The sequence below is a fragment of the Actinomycetospora corticicola genome, from assembly GCF_013409505.1.
Taxonomy (GTDB): domain Bacteria; phylum Actinomycetota; class Actinomycetes; order Mycobacteriales; family Pseudonocardiaceae; genus Actinomycetospora; species Actinomycetospora corticicola.
The window spans coordinates 4409506-4429645 of record NZ_JACCBN010000001.1; the positions used below are offsets into that span (position 1 = coordinate 4409506).

Annotated in this window: 18 protein-coding genes; 7 read left to right on the plus strand and 11 right to left on the minus strand. The window is 76.6% G+C overall.

What is annotated here, in order from left to right; translation table 11 throughout:
- Positions 1-32 precede the first annotated feature (32 nt).
- From BJ983_RS21515 to BJ983_RS31805, 3 genes are read right to left on the minus strand one after another with little or no spacing between them, the layout of a single operon-like run.
- Positions 33-1481: an ATP-binding protein gene (locus BJ983_RS21515; RefSeq protein ID WP_179795684.1), complete on the minus strand. Its 1449-nt coding sequence runs from the start codon at positions 1479-1481 to the stop codon at positions 33-35.
- Positions 1478-2185, minus strand: a complete 708-nt coding sequence (locus BJ983_RS21520; RefSeq protein ID WP_218890393.1) for a response regulator transcription factor — start codon at positions 2183-2185, stop codon at positions 1478-1480. Before BJ983_RS21520 ends, BJ983_RS21515 begins: the two co-directional genes overlap by 4 nt.
- 12 nt (positions 2186-2197) lie before the next feature.
- A complete protein-coding gene (locus BJ983_RS31805) occupies positions 2198-2326 on the minus strand; it encodes a hypothetical protein (protein ID WP_281376289.1) in 129 nt (42 codons plus the stop codon).
- Positions 2327-2478: 152 nt separating this feature from the next.
- On the opposite strand from BJ983_RS31805, the gene BJ983_RS21525 reads away from it, so the two are divergent.
- The 3 genes from BJ983_RS21525 (at position 2479) to BJ983_RS21535 (ending at position 4817) form a co-directional block, all read left to right on the plus strand.
- The gene (locus BJ983_RS21525) at positions 2479-2979 is read left to right on the plus strand and encodes a uridine kinase family protein (RefSeq protein ID WP_179795686.1); all 501 of its coding nucleotides are present in this window, start codon (positions 2479-2481) and stop codon (positions 2977-2979) included.
- A complete protein-coding gene (locus tag BJ983_RS31075) occupies positions 2976-3938 on the plus strand; it encodes an EcsC family protein (protein WP_179795687.1) in 963 nt (320 codons plus the stop codon). The genes BJ983_RS21525 and BJ983_RS31075 overlap by 4 nt, the downstream gene beginning before the upstream one ends.
- Positions 3939-4025: 87 nt before the next feature.
- Positions 4026-4817, plus strand: a complete 792-nt coding sequence (locus BJ983_RS21535; RefSeq protein ID WP_179795688.1) for a hypothetical protein — start codon at positions 4026-4028, stop codon at positions 4815-4817.
- Between the two features lie 60 nt (positions 4818-4877).
- Here the strand turns inward: BJ983_RS21535 and BJ983_RS21540 are convergent, their stop codons facing one another.
- A complete protein-coding gene (locus BJ983_RS21540) occupies positions 4878-6779 on the minus strand; it encodes a hypothetical protein (RefSeq protein WP_179795689.1) in 1902 nt (633 codons plus the stop codon).
- A gap of 126 nt (positions 6780-6905) precedes the next feature.
- On the opposite strand from BJ983_RS21540, the gene BJ983_RS31080 reads away from it, so the two are divergent.
- The 3 genes from BJ983_RS31080 to soxR all read left to right on the plus strand — a co-directional run bounded on the left by BJ983_RS31080 (position 6906) and on the right by soxR (position 9183).
- Complete coding sequence (locus BJ983_RS31080) at positions 6906-8036, plus strand: DUF2786 domain-containing protein (protein ID WP_179795690.1); 1131 nt, start codon at positions 6906-6908, stop codon at positions 8034-8036.
- A gap of 16 nt (positions 8037-8052) precedes the next feature.
- Positions 8053-8451, plus strand: a complete 399-nt coding sequence (locus BJ983_RS21550; RefSeq protein WP_179795691.1) for a hypothetical protein — start codon at positions 8053-8055, stop codon at positions 8449-8451.
- A gap of 288 nt (positions 8452-8739) precedes the next feature.
- Positions 8740-9183 (plus strand): redox-sensitive transcriptional activator SoxR, encoded by a 444-nt coding sequence (gene soxR, locus BJ983_RS21555; protein ID WP_179795692.1) that lies wholly within the window; start codon positions 8740-8742, stop codon positions 9181-9183.
- A gap of 3 nt (positions 9184-9186) precedes the next feature.
- Here the strand turns inward: soxR and BJ983_RS21560 are convergent, their stop codons facing one another.
- Positions 9187-10080, minus strand: coding sequence for a TroA family protein (locus tag BJ983_RS21560; RefSeq protein WP_179795693.1), 894 nt, complete (start codon positions 10078-10080; stop codon positions 9187-9189).
- A 48-nt stretch (positions 10081-10128) separates the two neighbouring features.
- Here BJ983_RS21560 and BJ983_RS21565 point away from each other — a divergent pair, with 48 nt between their 5' ends.
- Complete coding sequence (locus BJ983_RS21565) at positions 10129-10914, plus strand: EI24 domain-containing protein (RefSeq protein ID WP_179795694.1); 786 nt, start codon at positions 10129-10131, stop codon at positions 10912-10914.
- A gap of 92 nt (positions 10915-11006) precedes the next feature.
- On the opposite strand, the gene BJ983_RS21570 is transcribed toward BJ983_RS21565, so the two are convergent.
- The 6 genes from BJ983_RS21570 to BJ983_RS21595 all read right to left on the minus strand — a co-directional run bounded on the left by BJ983_RS21570 (position 11007) and on the right by BJ983_RS21595 (position 20105).
- A complete protein-coding gene (locus tag BJ983_RS21570; RefSeq protein ID WP_179795695.1) occupies positions 11007-11282 on the minus strand; it encodes a hypothetical protein in 276 nt (91 codons plus the stop codon).
- A 13-nt stretch (positions 11283-11295) separates the two neighbouring features.
- A complete protein-coding gene (locus BJ983_RS21575; RefSeq protein WP_246325631.1) occupies positions 11296-11820 on the minus strand; it encodes a hypothetical protein in 525 nt (174 codons plus the stop codon).
- A gap of 122 nt (positions 11821-11942) precedes the next feature.
- Positions 11943-13130, minus strand: coding sequence for a DUF2399 domain-containing protein (locus tag BJ983_RS21580; RefSeq protein WP_179795696.1), 1188 nt, complete (start codon positions 13128-13130; stop codon positions 11943-11945).
- A 78-nt stretch (positions 13131-13208) separates the two neighbouring features.
- Positions 13209-14369, minus strand: a complete 1161-nt coding sequence (locus BJ983_RS21585) for a TIGR02678 family protein (protein ID WP_179795697.1) — start codon at positions 14367-14369, stop codon at positions 13209-13211.
- Positions 14370-14448: 79 nt separating this feature from the next.
- Positions 14449-15918 (minus strand): TIGR02677 family protein, encoded by a 1470-nt coding sequence (locus BJ983_RS21590; RefSeq protein ID WP_179795698.1) that lies wholly within the window; start codon positions 15916-15918, stop codon positions 14449-14451.
- Positions 15915-20105 (minus strand): TIGR02680 family protein, encoded by a 4191-nt coding sequence (locus BJ983_RS21595; RefSeq protein ID WP_179795699.1) that lies wholly within the window; start codon positions 20103-20105, stop codon positions 15915-15917. The genes BJ983_RS21590 and BJ983_RS21595 overlap by 4 nt, the downstream gene beginning before the upstream one ends.
- Between the last annotated feature and the right edge of the window lie 35 nt (positions 20106-20140).

Consider the following 20140-nt stretch of genomic DNA (forward strand, 5'->3'; position numbering starts at 1 on the left):
TCGTGGGACGTGACCGGCCCACGGCGGGTCGATCAGGTGCCACCCACGGTCGTGTCCTGCGGTGAAGCGTCGACGTGGTCCGCTTCGGAGTCGGGTAAGAGCCGGTCGGCCGCGACCGTGAAGCCGACCAGCGCGCCGCCGCCCGCGGGGGCGGTCACGAACGCCGCGCCGCCGTGGCGGTCGGCGACGTCGCGCACGATCGCGAGGCCGAGCCCGGAGCCGGGGAGCCCGCGGGCGGCCGGGGCGCGGTAGAAGCGGTCGAAGACGCGCTCGACGTCGGCCACGTCGATGCCCGGTCCGTGGTCGCGCACGGTGACACCGCCGGCGTGGACCCGCAGCTCCAGCGGCGTGTCCGAGGCGTCGAACTTCGCCGCGTTCTCCAGCAGGTTCCCCACCGCCCGCTCCAGCGCGCCGGGATGGCCGCGGACCACCGAACCGTCGGCGTCCACGACGACCTCCCGGCCGGTGCGCCGCCCGACCCGCGCGGCGGCCCGGCGGACCACCGCGTCGAGGTCGACCGGCTCCTCGGGCTCGTCGGCGTCGCCGCCGGAGAGCGCGAGCTCGACGAGCTCGTCGACGAGGTGGGAGAGCTCCCGGGTCTCGCCCTGGACGTCGGCGAGCAGCCGCTCACGGGCCTCCGGCGAGAGCTCGGCGAACCGCCGGAGGACGCTCGCGTTGGTCCGCAGGCTGGTCAGCGGGGTGCGCAGCTCGTGCGCGGCGTCCTGCACCAGCCGGTCCTGCGCCTCGCGGGAGGCCGCGAGGCGCCCGACCATCGTGGCGAACGAGGCGGACAGTCGCCCCACCTCGTCGCGTCCCTCCACCGGCATCTCGGCCGTCGTCCCGCCGCGGGTGGTGACCTGCTCGGCGAGCTCCGTCAGCCGTTCCAGACGACGGGTGATGCGGCCCGCGACCAGCCACCCGGCCCCGGCCGCGACGACCAGCACGACGAGCGTGACCAGCGCGATCTCGTTCGCCATCCCGCGCAGCACCCGGTGGCTGAGGTCCACGTCCATCGCCACCTGCCAGGCGCCCCGGCCGCCGCCCTCGGAGGTGGTGAGCACCCGGTAGGTGTCGAAACCGACGGTGGTCTCGACCGTGTTCGTCACGCCCGCCACGGACGTCGCCGCCAGGGCCCGGGCCGTGTCGGTCACGGGGATCGGGACGTCGCGCCCGCCGAGGAAGGTCGCCGTGCCGTCCGGGGCGATGCTGCGGCCGACGAGTTCCTGCAGGCGCCCGCGGTCGTCCCCGCGCCCCGGGCCGCGGCGGGGTCCGCCGTCGTCGTCGTCGGTGCGCGGCGGTGCGATCGGGGCGAGGACACCGGTCTGGCCGTCGGCCACCGCCGTCGTGGCGGCGGCCAGGGTGGTGTCGGTCGCCTGGGTGATCCGCTCGGCCGCCGCGTGGTAGCTCAACACCCCGACCACGCCCGCCACCACCACGCTGACCAGCGCGAACGCCAGCGCGAACCGCAGCCGGAGGCTCACGGCCGACGCACCGTGTAGCCGACGCCGCGCACGGTGTGGATGAGCGTGGGCGCGCCGGCGGCGGTGAGCTTGCGCCGCAGGTAGCCGACGTAGACGGCGAGGTTCTTGGAGTCCGACCCGAAGTCGTAGCCCCAGATCCGCTCGTAGACGGTGGTGTGGTCGAGCACGATGCCCTCGTTGCGCGCCAGCAGCTCCAGCAGGTCGAACTCGGTCTTGGAGAGGGCGAGCTCCTCGTCGGCCCACCACGCCCGCCGGGCCGCGGGGTCGACGTGCAGCGCCCCGACCCGCAACGCACCGCGCTCCTCGGGCTCCTCCGTCGTCGCGAACGAGGCCCGGCGCAGCAGTGCCCGCAGCCGGGCCAGCAGCTCGTCGAGCTCGAAGGGCTTGGGCAGGTAGTCGTCCGCGCCCGCGTCGAGCCCCGCGACCCGGTCGGCGGTCTCCTGCCGGGCGGTCAGCATGAGCACGGGCGTGCGGTCGCCGTCGGCGCGCAGCACGCGGCAGACGGCGAGCCCGTCGACCCCAGGCATCATCACGTCGAGCACCAGGGCGTCGAAGGTCTCGTGGCGGACCCGGGTGAGCGACTCGACGCCGTCGACCACCGGCACGACGTCGTAGCCCTCGAGCTCCAGGGCCCGGGCCAGGGACTCCCGGATGGCCCGGTCGTCGTCGGCGACCAGCACACGCTGCGGCACGCCGACCAGCATGCACCCTCCGGCTCAGCGGTCCTCCGGGGTGAACGCCGCCTGCTGGCGCTTCACCCCGCGGATGACGTTCGTGCCCAGCAGCTCCGGCTCGCCGGTGACGTGGTGCTCCCGTGTTCTCGGCTCGTGGGCCATCCGTGCCACCCGTCACAACGATGTGAAACGCGACCACCCCCAACGAGGGAGGCGGGATCCCTCCCCGCGGGTAGGGTCCGGCCATCGAGTCGATCACCGCGGAGGACCTGCTGGCCCGCGCCCGGGCGTCCCGACGCCGGGTCGGGGCCACTCCCGTCGTCGTGATCGACGGCTTCTCCGGCGCGGGCAAGACGACGCTGGCCCGCGAGCTGCGGCGCGCGGCCGACGACGTCACCGTCCAGTCGATCGAGGCGTTCTACCTCGGCTGGGACGGCCTCGCCGCGGGCCCGGTCCGGGCCGCGGAGCAGCTGCTGGAGCCGCTGCGCCGGGGCGCGGTCCCCGAGGTCGCGCCCTGGGACTGGCGGCGGGGGGAGGTCGCCCCGTCCCGACGACGGGTGGCGTCGGGCCTGCTCGTCCTGGAGGGCGTCGGCGCGGCCGCCCGAGCGCTGCGCGACGCGGCGTCGCTGTCGGTGTGGGTCGACGCGCCGGCCGCGGAGCGGGCCGCCCGCCTGCGCGAGCGCGAGGACTGGGCGACCTACGCGCCGCACCGGGCGGCCTTCGAACGCCAGGAGCAGGCCCTCGCGGCGAGCGAGGGCACCCGGGCCGCCGTCGACGTCGTCGTGACGCGGGAGGGCTCGGAGTGGGTACGTTCCGCGACGTGACGGTCGAATCGACGGAGCCCGCGCCGGCCACCGACGCCGACCAGTGGCGCGAGGTGCAGGAGTGGAAGGAACGCGTCCAGACGACGAGTCCCGTGCTCTCCCCGCTGCGCGACTCGGTCGGGGAGATTCGCGCCCTCGTGCAGGCGGGGCTGCGGCGGGTGCCCGGGATCCAGCAGGTCGACGACGGGGTGCACGACGTCCTGCACCAGCTCGCGGCCGCCGGGGCCGGGGCGGGCGCGGCCACCGTGCGCCGCGACGCCGTGTTCGCGCGCTACCGCGCCCTCGGCCACGACGTCACCGAGTTCAAGGACATCCGGCGCCTCGAGGTGACCGACGTCCAGGCCGCGATGCCCCGGCTCGACCTCGCCTACCCCGTCTTCGCGGCGGTGCAGGGCGGCACGACGTCGCTGCTGCTCACCTCCGGGGCCACGGCGATCACCGGTGGGGCCTCGCTGCTCGGGATCGGCGGGCTGCCGGGCGTCGCCGTGATCGCCGCCTCGCTGACCGGGGACGCGCTGCTCACGGTGGCCACCTGCACCCGGGCGGTCGCGCACGTCGGCGCCTACTACGGCTACGACGTCACCAAGCGCTCCGAGCAGGTCCTCGCCCTGGCCGTCCTGGCCGTCGGCCTCTCCTCCGACGCCGACGCGCCGGAGGCCTACGAGGAGGTCTCCGGCCTCATCAGCCAGGCCGCCGAGGGCGTCAAGAAGAAGCGGCGGCAGCGCCAGCTCCGGCGGCTCGCGGCCGCGGTGCACCAGCGGCTGCTCTCCCAGATCGGCCAGCGCGAGCTCGCGCAGCTGGTGCCCGTGGCCGGCATCGGGATCGGCGCGGTGCTCTCGGCCCGGCTGCTCGCGCGCGTCGTCGACGCCGCGGAGCACCTCTACCGCGAGCGCTTCCTGCACGACAAGTACGACGTGCCGTTCACCGAGGATCCGCCGGACTGGGTGACCGTCGGATAGCTGGTCCGCCGGCTCGATACCGCCGGTTCACCCGCCGTCCACGTGTCCTCCACGGCGCCGCTGTCCGCGCTCCCTACCGTCGCGCCCGTGACCGTCGTCGCGTGGCCCGCGTGCATGTCCGCCGGGGACGCGCGCGCCTGGGACGCGGTCGGACGCTGGCGCGCCGCCGGGGAGGCGGGGCCCGGGTGGTGGGGCCGTGTCGGGTCGTGGGTGGTCACGGGGCTGCGGCACGTGCCGGGGGTGGGCGAGGTCGACCACCTGGTCGAGGCGGCCGTCGTCGGCGTGGTCGGGGAGCCGCTGCGCGACGCCGGGCTCGCGCTCGGCTGGTGGACCGCCGGCCGCGCGGACCGGGTGCTGACCGTGCTCGCCGAGGCCGGCCACGAGGTCACCGCCCTGTCCGACCTCCGCCGACTCGACGTCGACGACCTGCGCGCCGCCCGCGGGCCGCTCGCCCGGGTCCACCTCGCCGCCGCCGGACTCCGGGGCGGGATCGTCGGGGCCGCCGCCGGCGCGGCGGCCGGGGCGTCCAGCGCCGCCGTCGGGCTCGTCGCCGGCGCCGCGGCGCTCGCCCTCGACACCGTGCTCACCACCGCGACCTGTGCCCGGGCCGTCGCCCGCGTCGCCGCGCACTACGGCTACGACTGCGCCGAGCCCTCGGAACGCGAGTTCGCCCTCGCGGTCCTCACGGCCGGGCTCGCCCCGGCCCCGCCCCTCGTCGTGACCCCGCTGCCCGCGATCGGCATCGGGCTCGGCGTGTGGCTGTCCGCCCGACAGGTGGGGCAGGTCCTCGAGGCGGCCGAGCACCTCTACACCGAGCGGTTCCTCCGGGAGAAGTACACCCTTCCCGACGACGGGGCGCTGGTGCCGGCCGCGTCGTAGGTCGCCCCCGCTCCTTCGTGAGGGGAGGATTCGAGCGCTCTTGTGGTGTGAGGGTTCCCCTCACGCGGTCGGCAGCACCAGGAGCCGCAGCCCGTCGTCGGGACATCCGGGGAGGTCGGCGACGCGCTCGGGGAGGTCGAACCCGGCCGGCACCTCGTCGCGCAGCGGCCCGACCACGAGCAGGTCGACCCCGGTGGTGTCGCCGTGCAGCGCGGGCACGGTGACCACGGAGTCGACGGGGTCCCGGCGGGCCAGCCACGCGACCGCGCGCCGGTAGGACCAGGCGGCCGACCAGCGCTCCTCGCGGGGCACCCAGGTCGCGTCGGAGGTGTCGGCGTCGAGGGCCTCGAGCAGCGCCGGCCACTCCGCGAGCCGGGCCGCGAGCCGGTCGGAGCGCAGGAGGTCCCGCTGTTCCTCGCGGGTGGCGTCGACGGCGTCGGCGGCCACGGCGTAGCCCTCCACGTCGAGGCGCAGCAGCGCGGCGAGCGTCGCCCGCAGCTCCGGGGCCTGCTCGGCGGGCAGCCGCCCGTCCTGCAGGCGGGCGACGACGTCCCCGAGTTCCCGGCGCGCGAGGTCGGCGCTCGGGCGGGCGGTGAGGCGGCGACCCGTCGCGACGATCCGGCCGACCGCCGGCAGCGAGTCGGTCGACGGCCGGACCTCGGCGGGGAGCCCCACCAGCAGGCCGCGCAGCACGCCGACGGCGTCGAGGACGTCGGCGACGCGGCGGGCGATCTCGCCGAGGGACAGCAGCCGGTGCACCACGAGTGCCCGCTGCTCGGCGGGCCGCAGCACGCGTCCGAGCGGGGCGAGCGCCGCGGCCACGGTCGCCTCGACGTGGCGCAGCCGCAGGTGGTCCGCGACCGCCGCGGCGCCCTCGGCGGACAGCGGGTCGACCCGGTTGATCGCGAGCCCGGGCAGCAGGGCCTCCACGGCGCGCTGCTCGTCGGACTTGAACATGCGCCGCAGCGACCCACCCGCCGTCAGGAAGGCCGCCAGCGCGTCGAAGGTGGACGCGGCGGCCGCGGGGTCGACGGCGTCGTCGGTGACGCGGACCTGCGCGGAGCCGGAGCCGCGGTCGAGCTCGGGGACGCGGTCGATCGCGACGAACGCCGTCGTGGCCCGCGCCCAGGCGGACGCCGCCCGCCCGTCGAGGACGGCGTCGAGGGTCGCCCGGGCCCACGCGGCGTCCTCGCCGCGGCGGCCGAGCGCGACCACCGCGCCGTCGATGCGGACCAGGGCCGGCCCGAGGGCGGCCGCGGCGTCGGGCGGCAGGCACGCGAGCGCGGCGATGAGGGGCCGGGACGCCTCGCGACCGGGGGATCCGGCCGGGCCGGCGACGTCGAGCAGTTCCGCGGCGAGCTGGTCGACGTGCGGTTCCGGCGGCAGCTCCGCGGGCGGCGGGAGGACCTGGTGCCGGCGGGCGGGGTCGAGGGTGCGGGCCCCCGGGCGGCCGGGTTCGCCGTGCTCGGCGACCAGGAGCCGCCGCAGGGTGGCGAGGTCGGCGGCGTCCAGCGGCGGCGTCGGTCCGGTCGCGGTCGGCGGGTCCAACGGGTCGTCCGGGCCGAGCAGTTCGGTGAGCCACGCGTCCTGCGGGGTCGCGGCGAGCTGCTCGGCGATCTCCTCGACCGACCCCACCACCCCGGCCGCGACCCGGTGCGAGCGCAGCGGTTCCTCCCCCAGGGCGGCCCGCCAGCTCCGCGCGAGCGCGGGGGTCGGGGCGACGACCCGGACACGGCGGCCGGCGCCGCGCAGGCCCTCGACCAGGGCCGTCCGGTGCTCGCCGTCGAGGCCGGTGACCACGAGGGGACCGTCGTCGAGGCGGTCGAGCACGGCGCGGTGCGGGGGCAGGGGCGCCGCCGGGGCGGGCGGGGCCGCGTCCGGGGCGGGGGCGTCCGCGGTGGCGGTCTCCGTGGGTCCGGGCACGTCGTCCCCCGTCCGGCTCCGCTCCGACATCGCCGTCACAGCGATCCACCTCCGGGGGACTCAACGGCGCAGCGCCGTCCGCGGTTCGGCCCAAGTTCATCATCCGACGGAACCGGCAGGTACGTCGCGGAGTCGGAGCCCGTGGACGACGATGATCGGAGCCTGATGTCACCAGACCAGGTCGCCGCGGCGACCGTGCTGATCACCCGGTTGGCCCGCGGGCCGCTCACGCCCGACGCGCTGGCCGACGCCCGGGCGGTCCTGGCCGGGCGGGTCCCGGGAACCGTGCTGGACGAGGCCGCCGAGCGGGCCCTGCTCGACGCCGTCGACCCGCTCTGGTCCCGGGGCTGGACCCCACGGGACCTCGTCGAGGTCGTCCGGCGTCGGGTCGGTGCCTCCGTCGCGCCGCTCGCCGCCGACCTCGTCGCCGTGGACGCGGCGCGACGTCCGGCCACCTGGGTGCGTGTGGACACGCCGCCGCCCGGGGTCCCCCTGCTCACGCACTGGCGCGCCCGCCCCGGCGTGGACGGGCTCGCGGCCGTCCTGCGTCTCGTGGCCACGATCCTCGCGCTCCCCCCGCTGCCCGAGGTGCCGCCGGAGGAGCCCGACACGTCGGGCATCGACCCGAAGGTCCTGGCCCGCGTGCGGGGGCTGCTCGCCAAGGCGGAGTCGACGACGTTCGCCGAGGAGGCCGAGGCCCTGTCGGCCAAGGCGCAGGAACTGATGGCCCGCCACGCGCTCGAGGCGGCGGCGGTCACCGGGGTCACCGAGACCTTCCCGACGGCGGGGGTGCGCCGACTCTGGCTCGACGCGCCCTACACGTCGGCGAAGTCGTCGCTCGTGCACCAGGTCGCGGGGGCGAACCGGTGCCGCGCGGTGAGTCTCGACGCGCTGGACCTCGTCACCGTCGTCGGCCACCCCACCGACCTCGACACGGTCGAGCTGCTCACCACCTCCCTGCTCGTCCAGGCGGGACGGGCGATGGCGGGCCCGGCCGGCGGGTCGCGCACCCGGTCGTTCCGGCACGCCTTCCTGCTCTCCTACGCCGCCCGGATCGGGGAGCGGCTGCGGGAGGCCGGGGAGGCGGCGGAGGCGGCCGCCCGGGCGGAGCGCGGGGACGCCCTGCTGCCGGTGCTCGCGGCGCGCGGGGAGATCGTGGAGCGGACGGTCGCCGAGCTCTTCCCCCGGCTGACCACGAAGCGCTTCACGGTGGGGAACACCGCGGGCTGGCGGGCGGGCCGGGAGGCGGCCGACGCCGCGAGCCTGCGGGTCGGCCGGGAGGCGCTGCACGACTAGGTGCCACCATCCCCGCATGGGTCTCTCCAACCGTGAGCGGCGCGCGGCCAAGCAGCGCAAGCGGGACCAGAAGCGCGGGGTGACGGCGCCGGAGGCACGGGCCGACACCGGACGCGGGCTCCCGCCGGAGACCCTGCAGGCCCTGCTCCGCCGCGCCGGGGCCGACCTCGCGGCGGGCCGGGAGGAGGCGCCCGCGGAGCTGCGCGGCGTCCTCGCCGAGCACCTCGCCCGCCGTCGGGCCGAGATCCTCGCGGCGTGCGACGCGGTGCTCGCCGACGTGGAGCCCCGCCCGGGTACCGGCCTCGCCGGTGCCCTCGGCGGGGAGGCCCCCGCGACGACGTGGGCCGCGGCGACCGGCGCCTCCACCGAGGGCGCCGCCCTCGCCACCGTGCGCCTGCTCGCCGGACACGATTGACCGACGGGCCCCGCACGTCTCGTGGACGGTGCGGTTCGTCCGATCCGGCGACATCGCGTCGCGGACCGTGCTGCGCTCCCGGCCCGACCGTTGGACCTCCGGTGGGTCGCGGCGAGGCGCCCACCACCGGGGGACATCCGCCGTCACGCGGCGGACCCGGTCGGAGGCGGGACCGGGGGGTCCGTTCCTCCCGACCGGGCCGGACCGGGGGACCGGACGTGTGGTGCGTCCGGTCCCCCGTCCGGACTCCCTTGACCTCCACCATCGTCGAGGTCCACGGTCGGGGGCATGACCCCGGGCCACGGCGAGCTGTCGGTCGGGGAGGTCGCGCAGCGCAGCGGGGTCGCGGTGTCGGCCCTGCACTTCTACGAGCGCGAGGGCCTCATCTCGAGCCGCCGCACCGCCGGCAACCAGCGCCGGTTCCGCCGCGACGTGCTGCGCCGGATCGCCTTCATCCGGATCGCCCAGCGCGTGGGCGTCCCGCTGGCGCAGGTCCGGGCGGCCCTCGACGAGCTCCCCGACGCCCGCACCCCGACCCGCGCCGACTGGGAGCGGCTCTCCGCGTCCTGGCGGGCCGAGCTCGACGAGCGCATCCGCAGCCTCGAACAGCTCCGGGACGACTTCTCGGGGTGCATCGGGTGCGGGTGCCTGTCGATCGACCGGTGCCAGCTGGTGAACCCGGGCGACACGTTGGGGGCGGCGGGTCCGGGGGCGCGTGTGCTCCGCAGGTGAGCACTAACGGTCGCTATCGCGACCCTTTCTGCTCACCTGCGCGCAGCGCACCTCCTCCGGCGCCGGGACCACAGCCGGGTGCAGCGCGTGAGCGAGCGCCTCGATGCCGTCGACCAGTCGGGGACCGGCCCGCACGACGTAGGCCGCCGAGTCGATCGCGATCACCGGTACGTCGGGGAAGCGGTCGGCGATCGGGCCGGCCTGCGCCACGGCGGCCGCGAGGTCGTAACCGCACGGGGTGACCACCACCGCGTCCGGGGACTCGAGGTCCTCCCAGGCCACCGCGCGGCTGCGCCCGCCGTCCACCCCCGCCGTCGGGACGGCACCGGCGCGGCGGACGAGCTCGGGCACCCAGTGCCCCGGCAGGAACGGCGGGTCGGTCCACTCGAGGACGAGGGCGCGGGGACGGTCGACGTCCGCCAGCGCGGTGTCGAGCCCGGTCAGGCGTCGACGCAGGTCGGAGAGCATCGGGGACGCGTCGGCGTCGATCGCGGCGGCGATCCCGCCGATGCCGGTGAGGACCTCGTCGAGGGTGTGCGGGTCGAAGGAGTGGACGGCGACGTCGGGCAGGCCGAGCTCGTCGAGCGCCTCCGCCACGGTGTGGCCGGGGAGGGCGCAGACCCCGCAGAGGTCCTGGGTGAGAACGACGTCGGGCGCGGCCGCCCGGAGCGCCTCGCGGTCGAGGTCGTACATCGGCAGCCCGGCAGCGGCACGCTCGCGGACGGTGCGGTCGATCTCGCCCGGCGTCATCCCGGGCTCCAGGGCGGAGCGGACGACGACGGGTGCGGCCAGGCCGGGCGGGTGGTCGCACTCGAAGGTGATCGCGACGAGGTCGTCGGCCCGCCCGAGGGCGGCCACGATCTCGGTGGTGGCGGGCAGCAACGAGGCGATCCGCATGCTCCGAGGCTAGGCCCGTCGTCGAACCGGTGATGGGACGATCCGGACGTGTCCGACCTGCTGCTCGGTCTGCGGCTCTACGCCCGCGGCGCCGGGATGGTGCTGCGCTCCCCGCGGCTGCTCCGCCTCGGGGCGCTGCCCGCGCTGGTCACCGCGCTGTTCTACCTCGCTGCCCTCGTGGTCCTGGTGCGGTACCTCGGCGACCTCGTCGGGTTACTCACTCCGTTCGCCACGACGTGGTCGCCCGGCGCGCGGGACACGGCCGAGGTCGTCGTCGGGATCGCGCTGGTGGCCGCCGTGGCGCTGGTGTCGGTCCTGACGTTCGTGGCGGTCACCCTCGCGGTCGGCGGGCCGTTCTACGAGAAGCTCTCCGAGATCGTCGACGACACCGTGGGGACGGTCCCGGACGGGCCCGGCCGCTCGTGGCCCGGATCGGTACGGGACGGGCTGCTGCTGGTCGGGCTGTCGGTGCTGGTGGCCGTCCCGCTGTTCGTGGCCGGGTTCCTGCCGGTCGTGGGGCAGACCGTGGTGCCCGTGGTCGCGGCGCTGGCGGGCGGCCGGCTGCTGGTGCTGGAGCTGACCGCGCCCGCCCTGGAGCGGCGCGGCCTGGGGTTCGCGTCCCGACGGCGGGTCGTGCGGTCCCGCCGGGCGCTCGGCTGGGCCGTCGGGGTGCCGACCTACCTGCTGTGCCTGGTCCCGCTGGTCGGCATCGTGGCGATCCCGATCGGGGCGGCCGCGGCGACGTTGGTGGCCCGGGAGCTGCGGGGCGAGCCAACGGGGCTGCCGTCCCACCGGCCCGCTCCTCCCGCGCGAGGGGAACCCTCACCCCACTAGAGCGCTCGGATCCTCCCCTCACACGCGACGCCGCTGGTCGGTCCGGCGGGCGCCGAGGGCGGCGGGCCGAACCCACCGCCCCGGCATGCCGACTACCCGACCCGTCCCGGACGCTGCGCGACCACACCAGCATCGGTCAGGGCGTCCCAGACCGCATCGACGGTCACGGAGTCACCCGGCGACCCGGCCCGCATCTCCTTCAGCGCGGCGAAGGCCGCACCGGACGGCGGGGGCGGGGTGTTCAGCTCCCGCTCGAACTCGGCCTCCGTCGACACGTCGACACGTCGACGCAGGGTGTCGATGACATCGTCGTGCACCAGGTCGACGACGGCGTCGGTCTGGACCCGCACGGCGTACTCCTGCCACATGGCGGACTCCTCTTCAGTCGGGCGGGCGCCGGCGTCGGGCCGGCCCCGCTCGGCCGCGCCGGCGCTGGAAGCCGAGCGCTGGGCCACCAGGACCGCGACCGACGATCATGCGCCCAACCGCTCTGCGAGCCGGTCGATCCCGCCCCGGATCAGCCGTCCGTACCCGTCGTCGGGAAGGACATCGACGCAGGCCTGGGCCCGCACGAGATGCTCGCGGGGCGGCCGGGAGGTCCTCGGCGCGGCGGAACGCGTCGCCGAGGTTCAGGTGCAGCGACGGGTAGAACGCCGCGACGTCGATCGGCGTGTCCCGCTCGGGCGTGACCGCGTCGGCCGCGGCCAGGGCGCGGACGTCCCACCGCAGCTCGTCGGCCACCTCCGGCTCGAGATCGGCCGCGTGGTGGGCGAGCGCGCACCGGTGGAACGGATCGGCCTGCACGGCCGGCTCCTCCCACAGCGCGGCCAGCTGCCGCCGGGCCTCCTCGACGGCACCGCCGTGGCCGAGCTCGACCGCCGCCGCGATCCGCGCCATCACGTCCATGTCCCGTACGCGAGGTCTGACACGACGCGAGCCCGGGACCCCACGCAACGTAGGAACTCCCCGGGCTCACTTCCGACCACTCCGCGAAGCGGCGGCTCCTCCTGACGGTAGCGCCCTCGCCGTCAGAACGGCAACGACAGGGCCGCGGCCAGCAGCTCGTCCATCACACGTTCCTCGTCCACGGCCCGGCCGCGTTCGGTCATCACATCGTGCAGCTCCGGGTCCCAGGGCGTCGACGGCACCGCGCCCTCGAACCGACGCAGCTCCGGCCTCACCGCGGCGCGGTAGTCGGCAGCGGTCATCCGCCAGGGCACGACGCCGAGCTGCGCCAGTCGGGCCGTGATCGCGACGCCGGCCGGGTCGAGGTCGCCGTGGTGCCGCACCTCCGCGCCGGCGGCGAGCAGGCCGCGGATGAGCGTCAGGGGTGCGGTGGTCGGGTTGCCGACGGTGCACAGCATCGGGATCGGCAGCGCGCGTTGCACGGCCGCCTCGAGCAGACGGGGGTTCTCGACGCTCACGACGACGGTTCCCCGCGGAACGTCGACGGTCAGCTCGCGCAGGGTCAGCGTCGACAGGTAGCTCGGTGCCCCGGCGGTCGTGGCCGCGCGCGTGGCGGCCGCCGCACCGTCCCCGAGCAGCGGCAACGACCAGGTCGGGACCGGTGTCGCGACCAGGTCACCGGGCAGGCCCGCGTCCGCCCACAGCTGCGCGTCGTCCCAGTGCCCGTCCTCCGCCCGCAGGGCCAGGGCCGTCCCGACGAGCCGCCGCGCGGGCTCGCCGCGGTCGAGGGCGTGCGCGTTCCCCAGCTCGCGGGCGGCGGTCTCCGCACGGCTGCGCACCCCCGGCTCGGCGGCCACCGCGAGCACCCGCGCGACGGTGTCGACGGCGCCCCGCGCCGCCCCGTCGTCGGGAAGGCCGGAGCGGACCGCGTCGATCCAGGCGACGACCCACGGCTCCAGGCCGAACGCCTCGGTGGCGGCGGCCGTGAGCACCTCGTCGCGGCGGGAGCGCCGGTCGCGGTCGGCGTCCCGGGCCTCGCGGCGACCGGTGGGCGGGCAGCCGGCGGCGGTGAGCAGGGCGGGCAGGTCGGTGCCGAGGCGGCCGAGCGCCCGGTCGAGCTGCCCGAGCTCCAGACGGCGGGTCGAGCGGCCCGGCACCAGCTTCCGCAGCTGGTCGCGGGCGCGGGGTGCGAGCCCGTCGGGCAGCGGGACCCAGCCACGGTCGTCGAGTCCACGCCGGTCGAGGGCCGACGAGACCTGCTGCCACAGCGGGAGGAACTCGGGTTGGAGCAGCACCGGCGGGACGGTCACGACGGCCTCCTCGACGACGACGATGTGGCTTTCCTGCCACTGGGTGACAGCAACGACGCTTTCCTGCCACGAAAAGGGCTACAGCAACGTCGGCTGCTCCTCGACGTCCTCGCCCTCGACGACGGTCACCTCCGGGGTGTACCGCGCAGCGGGCGGCAGGACCCGCACCGCGCCGTCGTCCTCCACCACCACGAGCCGCACCGAGACGAGCAGCGCGAGGACGTCGGCGGCGAAGCGGTCGCGGTCGGCGAGCGCCGCCTTCGACCAGTACCGGCCGTGCTCCGCGACCAGCTCGTCGAGCACCTCGCGCACCGACGCCCAGGGGATCGCGTCCGGGTCGTCCGCCGGCCGGAACTGGAAGACCAACTCGCTGACCAGCAGCAACGCCGCGTGGGGCAGGGTCCCGCCGGTCGGGAAGGCGACGTCGGAGCACCCGCCGTCGACGTCGAGGGCCGCGAACCCCTCGGCCCGCGCCTCGAGCACGAGCCCGGTCCGGGCCTCGATCCGCCGGCCCTCGTCCCCGGCGCGGCGGCGCAGTTCGGCGAAGCGGGCGGGGTCGAGGTCGGTCGCGAGCACGGCCGGGTCCTCGACGAGCCGCCGCCGCACCGCCGTCGCCGCGGACCCGCGCTCGCGGGCCCGCCCGACCAGCTCGTCCGGCGTCTCCGCGCCCACGACCGCGCCGGTCGGCAGCAGCGCCATCCGGTCCTGACGCACCTCGAGCAGCGCGTCGGCGTCCGCGTCGTGCTCGTAGACGGCCACGCCACGGTCCAGTTCGCGGAGCATCCCCTGCGCGATCAGCCACCGCAGCGCCGTCACCAGTGCCCGCCGGGACGCCGCGTCGGTGTCCAGCACGACTCCAGCCTCGGCCGCCGCGGAGTGCACCGCGTTGACGAGATCGCGCAGGCTCGTCCGGTCCGGCCCGGAGGTCGTCGCGGCGAGGACCAGCGCCAACGCCGTGTACTCGGCCGAGGTGAACGGCCGCGGCGTGGCGGAGACGGTCCGCAACGGCCGGTCGGCGGGGACGTGCCCGGTCTTCACCAGCCGGGCGGTGTCCGCCGTGACCACCAGCCGGTAGTTCAGCTCCTGGGTGAACCACGCGTCGAGTGCGTCGGCATGACGGCGGATCGATGCGACGAGATCCGGGTCGGTCTCGGTGGTGCGCCACGGCCGGGCGAGCAGGGCCCGCGTGGCCGCGACGAGCTCGCCGTCGCGCTGCGGGTCGGTCGCGGGCGCGCTCACGGGGCGCCCCGTTCCGGGCGAGCGGCACTGTCGCGCACATCGATGCTGCAAGAGTGCCGTTCGTTCACGTCGGACGAGCTCACGGCGCCGCCTCCACCGTCAGGGCCAGCCCCTCCACCCGCAACGCACCTGCATGGGTGGGCACGCTCGTCGTCGTACCGGGCTCGCGCCGCACCTCGCAGCGCACGCCGTCGAGGACGATGCTTCCCGACGACGAGGCCGGGCCCAGGTCCGCTACGGCGCGGGTGAGCACCTTCTGGAGCTCCCGCAGTGCGGGCTCCGAGAGCCGGGCGGTGAACCCGGCCGCGCCGACCTCGAGGAGCTCCGCCCGGGCGGCCGCGGCCCGCTTCTCGACCTCAGCCTTCCGCGCGAGCAGGTGCCGCCGCTCCTGCGTGCGGTCCTGCACCCGGGAGGTGCGGCCCCGGCTCGTCGTGTCCCCGCGCTCGCGCAGCGACACCGGGATCGTCGCGACCGGCGCGTCCCACCACGACACGCCCGCGTCGACCGGGTCGGTGTCGTCACCGCCCGCGCCGCCGAGGTGGCGCGCGCCGTAGAGCCCGAACGCCGCCGCGGCGAGCTCGTGCGCCCGTGGCGCCGGGGCGTGCGCGAAGAAGCCCGCGAGCCGCAGGAAGTCCACCCGCCGTGACGACCCCGCCGTCCCGGTCCGGGAGAGCCGCGTGAGGTTCTGGGTGAGGGTCCGGACGGCGTCGACCGCGTCCCGCTCCAGCGTCTGGACGCGGCTCGGGCGCCCCGGCGTCGAGACGAACCACGACGCCAGGTTCTCCCAGTCGGCGACGGCCGCCCCGGGCGCGCGGCGCACCCGCACGGTCGACAGGCCGGCGGCGGCCACCCGGGCGGCGAGGCCGTCCGCCGCGCGTTCCACCAGGGTCCCGACGACGGGTGCGAGCTCGGTGAGCAGGACGGCGATCGGGCGGGCCGCGCGGTGCAGGGTCTCCAGCCGTTCGCCGACGTAGCCGACGAGCACCTCGGAGAAGAACGCGAACTCGTCCTCGTCGAGGTCGAAGCGCGACTGCCACTGGTTGATCGCGGCGAAGAACTGGGTGATCTCTGCGGAGAAGGCGACGTGCGGGTCGAACACCGCCCGCACGGCGGCGGCGAGCCGGTCCGGCGGAGCGGTGGCCGCGTCGAGCCCGCCCAGCTCCTCCAGGGCGGCGCGCAGCTGGTCGAGCCGTCCGAGCGACACGTCGCGCACGTCGTCGACCTGGGCGAGCACGCCCTCGACGAGGTCGTGCACCTCCTGCCCGACCCGGGTGATCAGGAAGCGGTCGCGCCGCCGGTAGTAGTCCTCGACCGTGCCGACCTGCCCGACCGAGGCCGACACCTCGAGGTTGCCCCAGACCCGGAGCTGGTCGAGCCGGATCTTGACGGTGGGCTCGTCCAGCTCGTGCCCGGCCTCCGCGAGCCGCGCGGTGACCTCCCCGGGGGTCAGCTCCGCGAAGAAGGTCCCCGCGAAGACCCCGAGGATCCAGCGGTAGTCCGGCGACTCGGTGACGTAGGAGAAGACGACCGGTCGGATCGTCGAGCTCATGCGCCCCGGCCCAGGGTCGAGCTCCGCTCCGCTGCGTCTCCCACCGACAGTTCCGACCCGTTCCAGCGGTAGTGCACCAGCGCGATCGCGCGCAGCTCCGGGTCGCGCAGCACCTCGGTGATCGCGAGCTCCGGGACGCTCGGGTGCGTCCCCCAGAGCCGTTCCGAGGTGACCACGAAGTCCACGTCGAGGTCGACGAGCAACCCGAACAGCTTCGCGTGGTTGTCCTCGGAGACCTTCGCGAACGCGTCGTCGAGCAGCACGAGCCGCGGCGCCCCGACCCCGTGCGGGTCGTGCGCCGCGGCGCTGGCGGCGGCCGCGCTCGCCATCGGCAGGACGGTGACCAGCTTCTTCTCGCCCTCGGACAGCGTGGTCCGCCGCGTCAGCAGCTCGTCGTTGCGCCCCGGTCGGCGCAGGTAGATCCGCATCTCGTGCCACGTCCGGTAGTCCAGGACGTCGCCGATCACCGAGCGGTACGACGCCTCCGGGTCGGCCGTCCGGGCCTGCTCGACGAGGCTCTTCACCGCCTCGCGGACCTGGTCGTCCTCCTCCGGCGAGCGCAGGTCGGGGTGCTTGCCGAGCAACGCCAGGGCGGTGGCCGTCTCGCTCTCCAGGTCGCCGCGCGGGCGCCACTGCAGCCGCACGCCGATGCCCTGGCTGGAGGTGACGCCACGCAGGATCCGGTTCATCCGGTCGACGAGCTCGCCGGCCGCGAACAGCGCGTCCGCCACCTCGCGGGCGATCCGGCCGTGCAGCAGGTTGCGCAGCGCCTGGTCCTGCTGGGCCGACAGCAGGCTCGTGGCCCGGCGCCGCTGGACCGCGACCCGGTGCACCATCTGCGCCAGCACCGCACGGGTCGGGCCGGTGACGTGGACGGCGAGCGGCGTGCCGTCGGCGCCGCGCCGGGACTCGATGTCCCACCCCGACGCCAGGTGGTCCCGCGTCTCGCGCAGCGCCTTCTCCAGGGCATCCTCGGTCACCTGACGGCGGGGCGCCGCGAGCCGGGCACGCAGCGCGTCGACCAGTTCCGCGGCGCCCTCGACGGTGTCCGGGGTGACGGGGATCGGCTCCTCGGACCAGTCCGTACCGCCGTCCGCCACATCCCCGTCCTGAGCGAGCGGCCCGTTCGCAGCATCTCTGTGAGCGACAGTGCCGTTCGCTCGGTCCGGGGTGTCGCGTTCCGCCGCGGCCAGCAGCCCCGGCACCTCGAGCGCGTCGACCAGGCGGGCCCGGCCCCCGACGGCCGCCTTCTCCCGCTCGACCAGCGTCTCGCGGGCCGCCTCCACGCGGAGCTCCGCCTCCCGGACGGCGACGGTCGCGGTCGTCTGCTCCTCGCGGGCCGCGTCGAGCCGGACGGCGGTCTCCCGCAGGTGCGTGTCCAGCTCCGAGACGCGGGCGGCGACCTTGGCGGGCTCCTCGCCCAGCGCGGACTCGGCGGTCTCCAGCTCGGTGCGCACGGCGGCCGCGTGGCCGGCGGCGACCCGGTGGTCGGCCACCGCCGCGGCCAGGTCGGCCACCTCGCGGTCCCACCCCGCGATCGCCTCGCGCCACGACCGCACGCTGCGCCGCGTGCGCTCCACGGCGGAGTCGACGGCGGCGAGGGCCCGCTCGGCGTCGGTGACCGCCTCCAGCAGGACCTCGAGCCGCTCGGGATCGGTCGACAGCCCGGACTCGGCCGCCTCCTGCTGCAGGCGCGCGACGAGGTCGTCGGCCCGACGACGGGTGTCCGCGGCCGCCGCGGTCCGCTCGGCCGCCCGCCCCTGCGCCTCCTGCGCATAGCGGGTGGCGCCGGTCGCCGCGACCACCGCGTCGTCGACGGTGCGGGTCCCGGGGAGCTCGCGGACCAGCCGGCGCAGCGCGTCGGCGTGCTCCTCGAGGGCGGCCGCGACGGCCCGTACGGCCGACAGGCGGGCCTCGGCGTCCGCCACCAGCGCGGCGAGCTCCGCCAGCCGACGGGCGCGCGCCTGTGCCCGCGCTCCGGCCCCGACGTACTCGGCGGCCGGCTTGGTGTGCCGGCCGCGCAGCGGGCCCGCCCCGAACGAGCCGTCCTCGCCGACCCAGAGGGCGTCACCGGGCGTCGTCCCGACGGCGGCGAGCACACCGGCCACGACGTCGACCGGCACCGTCCCGGTGTCCACCGGCACCAGCCGGGGCCCCGCCCCGGCCGCCGCCGGACCTGCCGCACCTGTCGTCAGGAACAGCTCGCCGTCCGCACCGAGCACGCGGCCGTCGGCCTCGACACGGGCCGCGAGCAGCCCGGACGCTTCCAGCGCCGCCTCGAGGCCCGCCCGGCCCGCGTCGTCGAGATCGTCGGCGAAGTCGACCAGCGAGGCGAACAGGGCGGCGTCCTCGACGCCGGTGTCGGTGCGCCACGGCTCACGGGGCAGCGGGAGCTCGCCCGCCGCCTCGACCCGGGCGTGCTCGGCGCGCAGGGCGGTCAGCTCGTCGTCGGCCTCCCCGACGCGGGCCGTGGCCCGGCTGCGGGCCGCGGAAAGCGCCCCGGAGGCCTCGTCCGCGACGCGCCGCACGGCGCCGACCAGGCTCTCGGCGCGGGCGCGCAGGTCGTCGCCGGGCTCGGCGTCGTCGGGACCCGACGACAGGGCCAGCCAGCCCGCGGCGCCGTCCGGCTCGGCCGCGGGGACCGCCGCGACGTGGGCGACGAGCCGCTCGTGCCAGGTGCCGACCGCCGCTGCGTGCTCGTCGGCGGCCACCCGAGCGGCACGACGCGCGACGTCGGCCTGCTCGGCGGCCTCCGCGGCGCGCTCGGCCGCCTCGGCGGCCTCGGTGTCGGCACGGTCGGCGGCCGCCGTCTCGCGGTCCGCCGCTGCAGCGCGTTCCCGCAGCTCGCGCACGGTGGCCCGGTGGGCGCGCAGCCCGTCGGCCACCGCGACGAGCGCCGGTGGCAGGTCGTCGACGGGGTCGAGGTCGTCCTCCGGGACGTCCACCGCGGTGCTGCTCGCGGCGTCGTCGCGCGGCTCGGTGACCAGGACGGGCGGGTCGGGGAGGCGGACCGGCGCGGAGGCGGTGCGGGCGGCCGTCGTCACGCCGCGGAGGTGCTCGGCGATCCCGGCGAGGTCGGACTCCACCTGGCCCTTCGCCGCCGTCGCGCCGGCGGCGGCGGTAGTCACGCGGGCCAGGGCACGGGTGCGGACACCCTCGAGCGTGCCGGCCGCCTCGTCGGCGCGGGCCAGTTCGTCCCGACGACGGACGAGGTCGGCGTGCGCGGAGTACTCCGGCAGGCTCACCAGACCCTGCCGCTCGGCCGTCGCTCGAGCGTGCTCGTCGACCAGGTCGCCGACCGCCCGGACGGCGTCGTCGCGCGCGGTCCCCGCCCGTTGCGCGGCGGCCCGGTCGCGCTCCACGCGCCTGCCAGCGGTGCGGGCGGCGTCGACGGCCGAGGCCGCGCCCTCCACCGTCGTCATGAGCACCCGGCGGGCGTAGTCGGTGTAGACCTCGACGACGCCGTCGAGCGCCGCGGCCGTCGCCGCGAGGTCGGTGACGTTGCGACGGTGGTCCTCGAGGTCCTCGAGCGGCTGGGCGGCGTCGTTCACCGCGTCCTCGGGCACCGGCGGCAGGGCCTCGCGGAGGGTGCGCGGGAGGTCGGTGTCGATCCGGTCGCCGACCCGGGGGTTGCGCACCTGGTGCAGCAGCCGGAAGTACGCCGTCGGGTCGGTGCCGCCGAAGAAGCGGCGGGCGATCTCGGCGCGGTACTCCGCGGTGGAGGTGAACACCTGGCCCCGCACCCCGAGCTCGGCCCGCAGCGCGTCGGCCGAGAACGGGACGTCGGCCTCGGTGAGCCGGAAGTCCAGCCGGGCCCGGCGGTCGGTGGAGAACCACCAGGTGGTGACGCGGTCGGTGGACCGGTTGGCGCGGATCCCGCAGCCGACGGTGCGGTACTCGCCGTCGCGCACGAACTCGATCCACAGGTAGCCGGTGCGCTGCGTGTCGTCGTTGTCGGAGAGCATCCAGGAGCGCAGCACCCCGCGCTGCTCGCCCGCCGCGTCGATCTTGCGGACGTCGGCCTCGAGCAGGAACGGCAGCAGCATGTTCATCGCCGTCGACTTGCCCGAGCCGTTCACCCCGCGCAGCAGCAGCCGGCCGCCACCGAACTCCAGCACCTCGTCCTGGTACTGGTAGACGTTCAGGATCCCGGCGCGCGACGGTTGCCAGCGGGCGGGGGAATCCACCCGGAGGAGGGTACGGAACCCGGGATCCCGCCCCG

What these genes read in the sequence shown, in the direction of transcription:
- BJ983_RS21520 (WP_218890393.1), bottom strand. Translation starts at nt 2,185, where the DNA reads ATGCTGGTCGGCGTGCCGCAGCGTGTGCTGGTCGCCGACGACGACCGG.
- BJ983_RS31080 (WP_179795690.1), top strand. Translation starts at nt 6,906, where the DNA reads ATGTCACCAGACCAGGTCGCCGCGGCGACCGTGCTGATCACCCGGTTG.
- BJ983_RS21550 (WP_179795691.1), top strand. Translation starts at nt 8,053, where the DNA reads ATGGGTCTCTCCAACCGTGAGCGGCGCGCGGCCAAGCAGCGCAAGCGG.
- soxR (WP_179795692.1), top strand. Translation starts at nt 8,740, where the DNA reads ATGACCCCGGGCCACGGCGAGCTGTCGGTCGGGGAGGTCGCGCAGCGC.
- BJ983_RS21560 (WP_179795693.1), bottom strand. Translation starts at nt 10,080, where the DNA reads ATGCGGATCGCCTCGTTGCTGCCCGCCACCACCGAGATCGTGGCCGCC.
- BJ983_RS21570 (WP_179795695.1), bottom strand. Translation starts at nt 11,282, where the DNA reads ATGTGGCAGGAGTACGCCGTGCGGGTCCAGACCGACGCCGTCGTCGAC.
- BJ983_RS21575 (WP_246325631.1), bottom strand. Translation starts at nt 11,820, where the DNA reads ATGGACGTGATGGCGCGGATCGCGGCGGCGGTCGAGCTCGGCCACGGC.
- BJ983_RS21590 (WP_179795698.1), bottom strand. Translation starts at nt 15,918, where the DNA reads ATGAGCTCGACGATCCGACCGGTCGTCTTCTCCTACGTCACCGAGTCG.